At 62.8% G+C, this 12,037-nt stretch carries 9 protein-coding genes; 5 read left to right on the forward strand and 4 right to left on the reverse strand.

Features of this window, described 5'->3' with window-relative positions; translation table 11 throughout:
• Window positions 1–182 precede the first annotated feature (182 nt).
• From KJQ96_RS03020 to KJQ96_RS03030, 3 genes are read left to right on the forward strand one after another with little or no spacing between them, the layout of a single operon-like run.
• On the forward strand, window positions 183–863 hold the full coding sequence (locus KJQ96_RS03020; RefSeq protein ID WP_213285497.1) for a response regulator transcription factor: 681 nt from the start codon (window positions 183–185) through the stop codon (window positions 861–863).
• Entirely contained in the window at window positions 847–2,313 is a 1,467-nt protein-coding gene (locus tag KJQ96_RS03025) for a HAMP domain-containing sensor histidine kinase (protein ID WP_213285230.1), read from the forward strand. Before KJQ96_RS03020 ends, KJQ96_RS03025 begins: the two co-directional genes overlap by 17 nt.
• A complete protein-coding gene (locus KJQ96_RS03030) occupies window positions 2,310–5,246 on the forward strand; it encodes a bifunctional [glutamine synthetase] adenylyltransferase/[glutamine synthetase]-adenylyl-L-tyrosine phosphorylase (protein ID WP_213285231.1) in 2,937 nt (978 codons plus the stop codon). The genes KJQ96_RS03025 and KJQ96_RS03030 overlap by 4 nt, the downstream gene beginning before the upstream one ends.
• Window positions 5,247–5,277: 31 nt before the next feature.
• On the opposite strand, the gene KJQ96_RS03035 is transcribed toward KJQ96_RS03030, so the two are convergent.
• Genes KJQ96_RS03035 through KJQ96_RS03045 form a run of 3 tightly spaced genes read right to left on the reverse strand, consistent with a single transcriptional unit; the run spans window position 5,278 to window position 10,471 of the window.
• Window positions 5,278–5,643: a hypothetical protein gene (locus tag KJQ96_RS03035; RefSeq protein WP_213285232.1), complete on the reverse strand. Its 366-nt coding sequence runs from the start codon at window positions 5,641–5,643 to the stop codon at window positions 5,278–5,280.
• A 28-nt stretch (window positions 5,644–5,671) separates the two neighbouring features.
• Window positions 5,672–8,800 carry an efflux RND transporter permease subunit gene (locus KJQ96_RS03040; RefSeq protein WP_213285233.1) on the reverse strand — a complete coding sequence of 1,043 codons (3,129 nt, stop codon included), beginning with the start codon at window positions 8,798–8,800 and terminating at the stop codon, window positions 5,672–5,674.
• A gap of 12 nt (window positions 8,801–8,812) precedes the next feature.
• A complete protein-coding gene (locus KJQ96_RS03045; RefSeq protein ID WP_213285234.1) occupies window positions 8,813–10,471 on the reverse strand; it encodes an efflux RND transporter periplasmic adaptor subunit in 1,659 nt (552 codons plus the stop codon).
• Between the two features lie 571 nt (window positions 10,472–11,042).
• On the opposite strand from KJQ96_RS03045, the gene KJQ96_RS03050 reads away from it, so the two are divergent.
• Window positions 11,043–11,252 carry a hypothetical protein gene (locus KJQ96_RS03050; RefSeq protein ID WP_213285235.1) on the forward strand — a complete coding sequence of 70 codons (210 nt, stop codon included), beginning with the start codon at window positions 11,043–11,045 and terminating at the stop codon, window positions 11,250–11,252.
• Between the two features lie 18 nt (window positions 11,253–11,270).
• Here the strand turns inward: KJQ96_RS03050 and KJQ96_RS03055 are convergent, their stop codons facing one another.
• The gene (locus KJQ96_RS03055; RefSeq protein WP_213285236.1) at window positions 11,271–11,495 is read right to left on the reverse strand and encodes a hypothetical protein; all 225 of its coding nucleotides are present in this window, start codon (window positions 11,493–11,495) and stop codon (window positions 11,271–11,273) included.
• A 70-nt stretch (window positions 11,496–11,565) separates the two neighbouring features.
• Between KJQ96_RS03055 and KJQ96_RS03060 the strand changes: the two genes are divergently transcribed.
• The gene (locus tag KJQ96_RS03060) at window positions 11,566–12,030 is read left to right on the forward strand and encodes a hypothetical protein (RefSeq protein WP_213285237.1); all 465 of its coding nucleotides are present in this window, start codon (window positions 11,566–11,568) and stop codon (window positions 12,028–12,030) included.
• Window positions 12,031–12,037: the final 7 nt, after the last annotated feature.

Here is a 12,037-nt window from a genome sequence, read left to right on the forward strand (position 1 = left end):
GAATACGCCCCCCTCCGTCGGAAGGGCCTAAGGGCGGTGAGGTCCCCCAGCCTCATCGCCCGCTCTTTTCACTTGATCGCGATACTGCGCCGTCGCCTTGCATGTGCAGGGCGGCCGCGCCATGGTGAGAGGAACCAAATCCTGTGAGCGCCCCCGCAGCAATCCCTACGCCCGTCACCCAGATGCGCCTGTTGATCATCGAAGACGACCGCGAGTCCGCCGACTATCTGGTCAAGGCGTTCCGTGAAGTCGGCTATGTCGCCGATCTCGCGAGCGATGGCGAGGAGGGGCTATCGATGGCCGAGAGTGGCGACTACGACGTGCTGGTGGTCGACCGCATGCTGCCCAAGCGTGACGGCCTGTCCGTGATCGGGAGCTTGCGCGAGAAGGGCATTCGCACGCCGGTTCTGATCCTCTCCGCGCTCGGCCAGGTCGACGACCGCATCAAGGGCCTGCGCGCCGGCGGCGACGACTATCTGCCAAAACCTTATTCATTCGCCGAATTGCAGGCGCGCGTCGAAGTGCTGTCGCGCCGCAATGTCGGCCCGGCCGAGGAGACCACCTACCGCGTCGGCGATCTCGAGCTCGACCGTCTTTCTCATCGTGTCGTCCGCGGCAAGGATGAACTGACGCTGCAGCCGCGCGAGTTTCGCCTGCTCGAATATCTGATGAAGCATGCCGGCCAGGTGGTGACCCGCACCATGCTTCTGGAAAACGTCTGGGATTATCATTTCGATCCGCAGACCAATGTGATCGACGTGCATATTTCGCGGCTGCGCTCCAAGATTGACAAGGGCTTTGATCGGCCCTTGCTGCACACGATCCGCGGCGCCGGATACATGATCCGTGACGGCCTTCGGTAAACTGGTCCGCACGACGGCGTTTCGGCTGACGCTGGTCTATCTGTTTTTGTTCGCGCTGTTTGCGGCGTCGCTGCTCGGCTATTTCGCCTGGAATACGCGACGGCTGATCAACGAGCAGATCACCGCCACGGTGAACGCCGAAACCGCGGAGATTACTGACATCTACACGCGTCGCGGCTTGCGCCTACTCGTCTACACGATCGAGAACCGGGCGCTGCGGCCAGGCGCCAACCTCTATCTCGTCACCACGCCTGAGGGGAAGGCGATCGGCGGCAATGTCGGCGCGCTGGCGCCGGGTGTGATGGCTTCAACCGGCTGGTCGGAGACCGGCTATCGCCGGCTCGACGAGCAGGACACCGCGGATCACCGCGCGCTGGTGCGCGTCACCGAACTCACCAACGGTTTTCGTCTCTTGGTCGGCCGCGATCTGGAGGAGCGCCGCCGGCTGTTCGGCATCGTTGCCAACGCCGCGCAATGGTCGCTGCTGGTGGTCATCGTGCTCGGCATCGGCGGTGGCATCTTCGTGGCGCGGCGGGTGCTGCAACGTATCGATGCCATGACCGGCACCACAAGGCGCATCATGGCGGGCGACCTCTCGGGGCGGCTGCCAGTCGGCCGCTCCGGCGACGAGCTCGACCGTCTCGCGGAAAACCTCAACGCCATGCTGGAGCGCATCGAGACCCTGATGATGGGGCTGAAGGAAGTCTCCGACAACATCGCCCATGACCTCAAGACGCCGTTAACGCGCTTGCGCAATCGCGCCGAGGAGGCGCTGGCGAGTTCGGGCAGCGAGGCCGAATACCGCGCTGCGCTGGAGCGGACCATCGAGGAATCCGACGGGCTGATCCGCACGTTCAACGCGCTGTTGATGATCGCGCGCGCCGAGTCCGGGCAGGCGCGCGGCAACATGGATGATTTCGACGCGGCCGACGTCGCCAGGGGCATCCACGAATTGTATGAGCCACTGGCCGAAGACGATGGCATGACGCTCCGCGTCAAAACCGCGACCGCGCGGCTGCATGGCAACCGCGAACTGATCAGCCAGGCACTTGCCAATCTGGTCGAGAATGCCATCAAGTACGGCAAGCCCTCGCCGGTGGTTAAGCCGCTGGACCCTGCCGCCGCGGCGCGCACCCGGGAGATCCTGATCGAGGCGCGGCGCGAAGGCGACCACGTGCTGCTCAGCGTCACCGATCATGGACCCGGCATTCCCGAGGGCGATCGCAAGCACGCGGTCGAGCGATTCGTGCGGCTTGAGGCGAGCCGCACGCTGCCGGGTTCCGGCCTCGGGCTCAGCCTGGCGTCCGCGGTGGCGACCTTGCATGGCGGCGAACTCAGGCTCGGCGATTCCAGTCCCGGCCTGACCGCGACGCTGGTCGTCCCGGCGCTATCTGCCGCGGGCAACAGGCTTGCGGCTCAAACGCAGGATATGCCACAGAAGGTGGCATGAATTCCTCCGCCTTGGCCGCACGGTTTGTCAGCGGGCCGCATATCGCAGCTAGCAGTAACGCCGAACGACGACTGGAAGACTGGCTCGCCGAGCTGGAGCCGGAGCAATCGGCTGAGATCATGGCGTGGCTGGATCGCCCGCTCGCCAGGACCATCCTGCTTGGCATCGTCGAGTTCTCGCCATACCTGTTCGACCTGATCCGGGCTGACGCCGCCCGGCTGCTGCGCTTGCTGGCATGCGACCCCGAACCACATCTTACCTCGCTGATCGAGAAAGGCACGCGCGACGTACTTGCTGCCGCGGGCGAGGCCGACGTGATGCATCTGCTTCGCCGCATGAAGTCGGAGGCCGCGTTGTTGATCGCGCTGTGCGATATCGGCGGGGTCTGGCCGGTGATGCGGGTGACGGCGGCGCTGACCGACCTTGCAACCGTGTCCGTGCAGACGGCGCTGCGCTTCCTGCTACGTCAGGAGGTCGCGCGCGGCCGCATGACGGCGCTCAATCATGACCGGCCGGAGGAGGACAGCGGATTGATCGTGCTCGCGATGGGCAAGATGGGCGCGGGCGAATTGAACTACTCCAGCGACATCGACCTGATCGTGTTTTTCGATCCCACCCGCACCTCGCTGGTAGCGGACATCGAGCCGGCGCCGTTCTTCGTGCGGGTGACGCAGGCGCTCGCCCGCCTGCTGCAGCAACGCTCCGGCGAGGGTTACGTGTTCCGCGTCGATCTGCGCCTGCGCCCCGATCCGGCCTCGACGCAGGTGGCGATTTCGACCGAGGCGGCGCTTCACTATTACGAGCGGGAAGGGCGGACCTGGGAACGCGCCGCGATGATCAAGGCGCGCGTTTGCGCCGGCGACGCCAAAGCGGGCGAGGCGCTGATCGCGGAACTGTCGCCGTTCGTCTGGCGCAAGCATCTGGATTTTGCCGCGCTCGCCGACGTCCACGACATGAAGCGGCAGATGCAGACCTATCGCGGCCAGAGCGAGATCGCGGTCGAAGGTCATAACGTCAAGGTCGGCCGCGGCGGCATCCGCGAGATCGAGTTCTTCGCGCAGACGCAACAGCTCATTGCCGGCGGCCGCCATTCGGAACTACGGGTGCGCCCCACGCTCCATGCATTGCAGGTGCTGGCGACCAGCAACTGGATCAGCTTTCAGGCCCACGACGAGTTGACCGCGGCCTATGAGTTCCTGCGCCGCGTCGAGCACCGACTGCAGATGATCGCGGACGAGCAGACCCACGCACTGCCCGAAGATGCCGAGGCCGTGGAGCGTTTTGCGAACTTCTTCGGTTATGAGAGCCGGGCGGCCTTTGCGAAGGACCTGCTCGGCCATCTCAACGTCGTGCAGGGACATTACGGCAAGCTGTTCGAGGGCGATCCGACCGGCACGGTGAAGCTGCCGCAGCTCAATTATGCCGGCGGGCCTGAGGATGCGCGTCTGCTCGATCACCTGACGATGCTCGGTTTCAAGAAGCCGGTCGCGGTCGCTGGCACGCTGCAGCACTGGATGCAGGGCAACTATCGCGCGCTCCGCAACGAGGCGACCAAGGCTGCCTTCATCGAATTCGTGCCCGGTCTGATCCACGGTCTCGCGCATGCCGAAGACCCCGACGACGCCGTGATCACGTTCGATCGCTTTCTCGGCGCCTTGCAGCGCGGCGGCCGGCTGATCTCACTGTTGAGCCAGAACCGCGATCTGGTCGCGCTGGTAGCCTTAATCCTCGGCGCCGCGCCACGGCTCGGCGATATGCTGGCGCGCCAGCCGCAGATCATGGACGGCTTGATCGATCCCCGTTTCTTCGGCGCGATGCCGGACCGGAAGGAATTGTCGGCGCGGCTGGCGGCGACGCTGAAGGACGCGGACTCTTACGAAGATTTCCTCGATCGCCTGCGGCTGTTCGGGCAGGAGAGCCTGTTTTTGATCGGCACGCGGATCCTGTCCGGCACGGTTTCCGCCCAGCACGCCGGCGTCGCCTTTGCCGACGTCGCCGAGGGCATTGTGCATACCGTGCATGGCCTGGTGAGAGACCAGTTCGCGACCCAGTACGGTCGCATCAAGGGACAGGAGACCGCGATCCTCGCGATGGGCCGGCTCGGCAGCCGCGAGATGACGGCTTCTTCCGATCTCGACCTGATCCTGTTGTATGATTTCGACGCGGACAACCCCGATTCCGACGGCGAACGATCGCTGCACGGTGCGCAATACTTTACGCGGCTGACCCAGCGGCTGATCTCGGCGTTCACGACGCGGACCAACTACGGCGTACTCTATGAAGTCGATATGCGGCTGCGGCCGTCGGGCCGCGCCGGGCCGCTGGCGTCGCGGATCGATTCCTTTTCCGATTATCAGGAACGCGAAGCCTGGACCTGGGAGCACATGGCGCTGACGCGGGCGCGAGTGATCTCTGCTTCACCGGCGTTTCGGAAGGAGATCGAGGACGCGATCCGCAGCGTGCTGATGCGGCCGCGCGATGCGGCCTCTACCGCCGGCGACGTCGCGGACATGCGCCGGGCGATTGCGCTGGAGAAGGGCGAGGACGATACCTGGAACCTCAAGCAGGCTGCCGGTGGCCTGGTCGACATCGATTTCATCGCGCAGTATTTGCAACTCGTTCACGCCTCGCAAAAGCCCGAGATCCTCAGCGTCTCCACGCTGCAGGTGCTCGACAACGCCGCGCGCCTCGGCGTGCTGCCGCCATCGGACGCGGAGATTTTGCGTTCGGCGGCGCGGCTCTATCACGACCTGACGCAGATCCTGAGGCTTTGCGTTACCGGCAAATTCAAGCCGGAGACGTCGGGAGAGAACCTCTTGCGCGTGATGGCGCGCGCCGGCGACACGCCTGACTTCTCCACGCTTGAAGCGCGGGTACGTGAAACCCAGGCCGAGGTGAGGCGGGTTTTTCGGGCCATGGTGGGCGGCGACTAGGCATTGGCCCGCCGATGGCGCGAAGGGCGCGTCAATCAAACCGCGCGGTTGCGGTGTTGCCGTCGGGCGCCGTGAACTGAACCGCTCCCTTGAGATGGGCCGGCAGGGCCGTAGCCGACGTTCCGCTTAGCACGTTTTTCTCCGAAGGAGCGAGCGTTATGCGCTCTGCCTTTCCTCCCAAATTGAAGATGGCGACGCCCTTGAAGCCTTTCGGGTCAATTGGTTTGTCATCTTCACCTGTCAGGAAGATCTCAATCGTCTTATCCTTCACGACGAGTTCCGCATGGTAAGCGCCGGCATCGCCAACACGTCCTCCATGTGAACCTTTCGGCTCGTGTGCGTACGCCGGTATTCCGGCCAGCAGGATTGCGCTAAGCGTGAGATGTCTGAATTTCATAGGCGGTTTCCTTTCAAGACGTGGGCGATCAATAGGAATGTGAAGCGGCGTGATCCTGGAAGGACTCGTCGGACTGCCGTTGCACGAGCCGCATCAGCGGCTTTCTGCCGAACATGAGAAATAGCACCGGCGTAATCAGCGCATCGAGCAAGGTCGCGCTGATAAGCCCGCCGAAGATCGTCACTGCGACGGGATGCAGGATTTCCTTGCCCGGCTCGTCCGCAGCGATAAGCAGTGGCAGCAGCGCAAGCCCCGCAGACAGCGCGGTCATCAGCACGGGCGTCATGCGCTCGAGGCTTCCGCGGATTACAAGCTCCGGCCCGAACGGCATCCGTTCGTGCAAAGCAAGATTGATGTAGTGGCTTATCTTCAGAATCCCGTTGCGTGTGGCGATTCCCGTCAGTGTGATGAATCCGACCATGCTGGCGACAGATAGCGGCTGGTCGGTCAGCGCCAGCGCGGCGACCGAACCGACCAGCGCCAGCGGGACCCCACCCATGATGATCAAGGCCAGCACGGTGGAGCGATAGCGGCTATAGAGAATCGCAAAGATCAGCGCGAGAGAAAGCGCGGAAAGAATACCGATTCTGCGGCTGGCTTCCTCCTGAGCCTGGAATGTGCCTTCAAGGTTCGCGGTGACGCCCTGCGGCAGGCTCGTTGCCTGCAATTCAGCGCGAATGCGGCGCACGATCTCCGCCATGTCGGTTTTGCCGTCGGAGTTCGCAAGCACGACGATGCGCCTTCGGCCGTTCTCTCTCAGGATTTGGTTCGGTCCATCTGTTTCCTTCACATCTGCTATCTGACGTGCCGGTATCCAGCCGGAGGGGGTCTTGATCAGGAGTTCGCCGAGCTTCTCGGTCGTGCGCAGCCGCTCGGGCAGCCTCATGACCACGTCGTAGCGTTTGTAGCCGTCAACCACGCGCGAGATGACGCGCCCACTCGACAGCCGCGATAATTGTTCCGTAACGGCACCGGGCTGCACGCCATACAAGGCTGCCCGCGTATAATCGACGCGGACTTCGAGTTGCGGAATACGCACCTGCTTTTCGACCTGGAGGTCCTGGATGCCGTCAATCTTGGCGAGCCGTGTACGGAGTTCTTCTGCGCTGTTTCGCAGCGTGTCGAGGTCGTCGCCGAACAGTTTGAGGGCGAGTTCGGCACGAACGCCTGAGAGCAGGTGATCGAGCCGGTGCGAGATCGGCTGCCCGACATTGATCGAGAGCGGCAGCACCGAAAGGCGGGAACGAATATCCGCGACGATCTCGGATTTTGGCCGCCGCGAGGGCTTGAGATCGACCTCAAGATCCGAGGAATGGACACCTTCAGCGTGCTCGTCCAGCTCCGCGCGCCCTGTCCGCCGCCCAACACTGATTACTTCCGGCACATCGAGCAGCAGGCGTTCCGCGATCGATCCCACCCGGCTGGATTCCGAGAGCGAAACTCCCGGGGCGAACGCAATATTGATCGTGAAAGTACCCTCATTGAAAGCCGGTAGGAACGCGCGCTTCAAGGCGAATGCGCCCGCGCCGGCGCCCAACACGGCGAGCGCCGTCAGGCTAAGCAGCAATCCTTTGCGGGCGAAAGCGAACCGGAGCGCCGCATGGTTGGCGGACTTGAGCTTGCGAACCAGCCAGCTCTCCCGTTCCATTAGCCGCTTCATCCCCGGTAGCAGGTAGTAGGCCAACACGGGCGTCAGCGTGATCGAAACCAGCAGGCTTGCGAGGATCGAGATGATGTAGGCGTGGCCCAGCGGTGCGAACAGTCGTCCCTCGATGCCCGAGAGCGCAAACAGCGGCACGAACACAAGGACGATGATCATCGTGGCATAGACAATTCCCGATCGTACTTCGTTGGACGCCGAAACCACCACGTCGAATACTGAACGGGGATTGCCTTGCTCCCTGTTCTCGCGCAGTCGGCGAAAGATGTTCTCGACATCGACGACGGCGTCGTCGACCAGTTCGCCGATGGCGATAGCGAGTCCTCCCAGGGTCATCGTATTGATCGAGAGACCGAGCAGCGTGAAGATAATGGCTGTGGTCAGGATCGAGACCGGGATCGCCGTAAGCGAGATTGCCGTGGTGCGCCAGTTGAGGAGAAACGCGAACAGGATCGCCGCTACGACGAGCGCTGCTTCGATCAATACTCGTTCGAGGTTCTGGATCGAGTTTTCAATGAAGTCAGCCTGCCTGAAGATGATTTCGTTGGCTTTCACGCCGGACGGCAGGCTGGGCTCCAGCTCGGCGAGCGCCTGCGTGATCTGTTGCGTCAGCCGAACTGTGTCGACATTAGGCTGCTTCTCGACCGAGACGATCACAGCGGGCCTGCTCATATAACCTGCATCGCCGCGTTTGACCTTAGGCGCGAATTCGACGTTCGCCACCTGCCGCAGCAGGATAGGGCGTCCCTCGATGATAGTAACGACGATGTTGCGCAGGTCTTCCAGGCTCGTGGTGCGCCCGATATTCCGGATCAGATATTCGCGGGCGTTCTGATCGGTGAATCCACCGCCGGTATTGGTGCCAAACTGTCTCAGCGCCAGCTCGACCTGTTCATAGCTCACACCGAGTGCGCGCAACGCAGAAGGCAGCGGCGCAATCCGGTACTGACGGACCTCGCCGCCGATCGGGATCACTTGCGCGACGCCGGGTATGGAGAGCAGCCGCGGCCTGATCGTGAAATCGGCGATCTCGCGGACCTCCATTGGGGAGGCCGTCTTCGACGTCACGGCGACCAGCAGAATTTGACCCATAATCGAACTGATGGGCCCGATCTGCGAGGTGACGTTCAACGGCAGTTGGCCTTGTACTTGCGCGAGACGTTCCGCGACTAGTTGACGGTTGCGGTAGATATCGGTGCCCCAGTCGAACTCCACGTAGACGATCGAAAGGCCGATGCCGGAGACCGACCGCACGCGGCTGACGCCCGGCACGCCGTTCATCTGGGTTTCGATCGGGAAGCTGACGAGCTGCTCGACTTCCGGCGGGGCGTAGCCTTCCGATTCCGTCATGATCGTGACGGTCGGACGATTGAGGTCGGGGAATACGTCGACGGGCAACTGGGGCGCGGTATAAGCGCCGAGCACAACAAGGATGCCCGCGATCGCAAGAACGAGCAGGCGGTTGCGGAGGGAGGCGCTGACCAGGAATGTGAACATGAACGTGTTCCTTCAGCGCACGTGATCGAGAAGGTCTGCGCCTTGCGACACCACCCGCTTGCCCGGGGAGAAACCGGACACGATCAGCACCCGGTTGCCGTCGAGGGCCTCCGTGCGCACGCTCCTTGCCACGAACCGCTCAGGCGCGACGTGCTCGTACACGAAATCCTGGCCATTCGACGCGCGCACGACACTGCTGCGCGGCACCGCAAGACCTTCTTTTGTTTCGTCGGTGGCGGCCAGCACAGTCAGGAACTGGCCGGCCCTGAGCCCCGCCGTGTCGCCCGTTACGGCAAAATGCACCGGCACCGACTGACTGCGGTCGGCGAAGCCGGTACCCCGATAGGTGAGGTCGTAATTTCTGCCCGTATAGGTCGACGCCCGTGCACCCTGCGATGGTTCGACGGTCTCGAAGCTGAGCGCTTCGACCCAAAGCCGCGCGGGATCGATAATGTTGAAGACCACGGAGCTTGGCTGGACGATTTGGCCGGCCACGGCGCTGCCTTCAGCGATGACGCCCGCGACCGGGGCAATCAGCGGTTCGGGTTCGCGGCGCGATTTTTCAATCGATGCGCGCCGCTCGCGCAGCCCTTCCAGCTCCAGCCGCGTGTCCTCGAGTTGGGTCCGGGAAATGGCGCCCGACGGCGCAAGTTGTTCGTAACGCGCGAACCTGCGTTCCACGATCGAGATTTGCTGATCGAGCTCGCCCTGCCGCTGCCGCATGTCGGAAATATCGATCGCCTGAATCGGCGGCGTGACATAGCCCAGGATATCGCCCTGTTTGACCCGTGTGCCCAGCCGAGGAAAACCCTCCGGCGGCGCGGAAAGCCGGCCGCCCACGGCGGATTGCACATACCCGCTGGCATTGGGATCGGGAATGATCCTGCCTGGAAGTTCGGTAACCTTCCTGTGCTTCGCCTGTTCGGCGACCAGCGTCCGCAGCGCAAATATCCGCTGCACCGCCTTGGGCACGAACACCGTCCCATCCGGCAGGCGCTGGGCGCGCTCTCCTGAAACGGCGCTGATCGCGACTTGCGCCTTGTCTTCCTCATGGCCGTGGCCTTCATGCGCTTTCGTCTCGCGGACCTCGGTGAGCGCAGCAAGGATGACGATGATGGCCGCCGCTCGTCGCCCACGGAGCGCCACGGCCGTTAGCAGCGCGCCTGCCACCACGCCGCCTAGAGCGAGAAGAATCGAAGTCTGGCCAATGCGTTCGCCATGCGTCGCTGCATCTGGCAAGGCACTTTGCGCCGTCTCACGCGCAGTCTGAATCGTCATTGGCAAAATGTCGGTGGCGTCTGCCACCGTAACGGTAAAAATGAGTTCGGTACGTCCGTTCTTTGCCAGCCACGGCGCCGCTAGTCGGTATGTGCCGTCGGCATTCTCGGTAGCCCTTATGGAGCCGCCGGGAGTTTCAACTTCAAGTATCGCACCGGTCACCGGCTCGTTCGTAGCGAACCGGTCGAGATGGATCTCAAGATGGTCGCCGCGGGCGACGGCAACGATCTCGAATGCGTTGGAATCGGCCTCGCCACGCGGCAACGCGCCTGCCGAGACGGCAGGTTGTTCGCCATGGTCATGACCCTCATGAGCGGAAGCGGGAGCGATCGCAGGGCACAGAGCTGCGACTGCCGCGAGAGCACGCAGGGCGCGCCCGAAATAGGAAAGCATACCAAGAATCCTTCAGTCTGAATGACCGTCAGCCGCCGGCCGTAACGCGGGCCGCGCAAAATTCACTGATCGTTTGCGTTCAGATGAAGTATTTGGGAGGGCGCCTGAGGGAATCAGGCGCGCGGTCTGGCCCTATCGGGGACGGGACAAATGCGACACGTGTTGTCGACCGAGGCAGGGAGACCAGTTGCACAAAGCTCGGCAACCCGGCCGCACAGCAAGCGGCGCATGTAAACGTGCAGCAGGCGCCGACGCAGTTCCGGTCAGAAGAGGCGGGTGTTTCGGTTTGTCTCCGCTGAGCCTGTTGCAACGCTACTTGCGTCACCGCCCGTTCGGATGGATTAAAGGCGGCATGACCAGGGGCGCCATGGATATCAGCGGCAGCATGGTGTGCATGGCCGACATGGGCTTGGGCAACAGAGGGCGCGATTGAAAGCACGATCAGGACGATCGCGGCTCGCAGTGCGCATATAACTAGTTGCTTCAGCATGACATCCAATTATAGCACACTTGGGCAGCGCTTTGGAACTCCTGGGACCACTATGAATTGTCGCGGGAGTAGGAGGCCGGGATGCATACCGAGATCAACATTTTCGACAAACCCATCGAGCGCATCAGGAAAGCCTGCGAGCTGATGGGCCTTGGCGCCGATTTCGAACGCAAGCTGCCGGAGCTCGAAACCCATCTTGAAGGGCTGGTGGCCGAAGGCGAAACCAGCGAGGAACGACTGACCGTGAGCGGTCTGACCTTCGTCAAGCAGGCACAAGACGGATCTGCGTGAAGCCCTGGCAAGGCGGCGTCAGGAAATTTCGTCTGGAAGCCTCCAGGCCGGATCCGGCGCGCAACACTCTTCCCTGATTTCCTTCACGTGATAGCGGGTCAACAGAACCGCCCCGCCGGCTTTGTCGGCAACGGGAAGATCGGAGATCAGGGAAACGTCGAGGGCTTGCTTCCAGACCTCTGCCTCGGTCGGCAGGCCAGGACCGATCTGCCTGTCGTCGGCGAACAGCGCGTAGTAGGGCACAAGCCTCTCCCAATCAAAACCCCGCCAGCTATCTGAGATAACTGACGGGGCTTTTGAGCTGATAATTCCGGTGGATTTCTCCTTCCTGAACTACCTGCTCACCCCTCTAACGCCGGACGGCGGATGTCGTTCCCAATTTTTTCGGTTGCGAGTGAAAGAAATGGCGCGGCCCCGCCGATTTGAACGCTTTCGGAAGTCCGCCTCAATCGCGTGGAACTATTGCCGCTTTTTCCTGCTTGAGAGCGGCATCATCAACCCCGGAGCGGAATGGCCCATGCGCAAACTACTGTTTGGAATCGCACTCACACTACCGATCGCTTTCATGTCCCCGGCAACGGCGATGCCCCGCGGCTACCCGCTGATCCACGACTCTCTGGTCACGGGAGATCTGATCGAAGTAAAGGGCGGGCACGGCCGCGGGCACGGTTGGGGCCGCGGGCACGGTTACCGTCCGTTCGGTTGGAGCCGCGGCCGAAAAGTCGGTTGGCGCGGCCGTGGCTGCCCGCCCGGTCACTGGAAGAAGGGCTGGTGCTGAAATCGGA

The organism is Bradyrhizobium sp. sGM-13 (genome assembly GCF_018398875.1).
GTDB lineage: Bacteria > Pseudomonadota > Alphaproteobacteria > Rhizobiales > Xanthobacteraceae > Bradyrhizobium.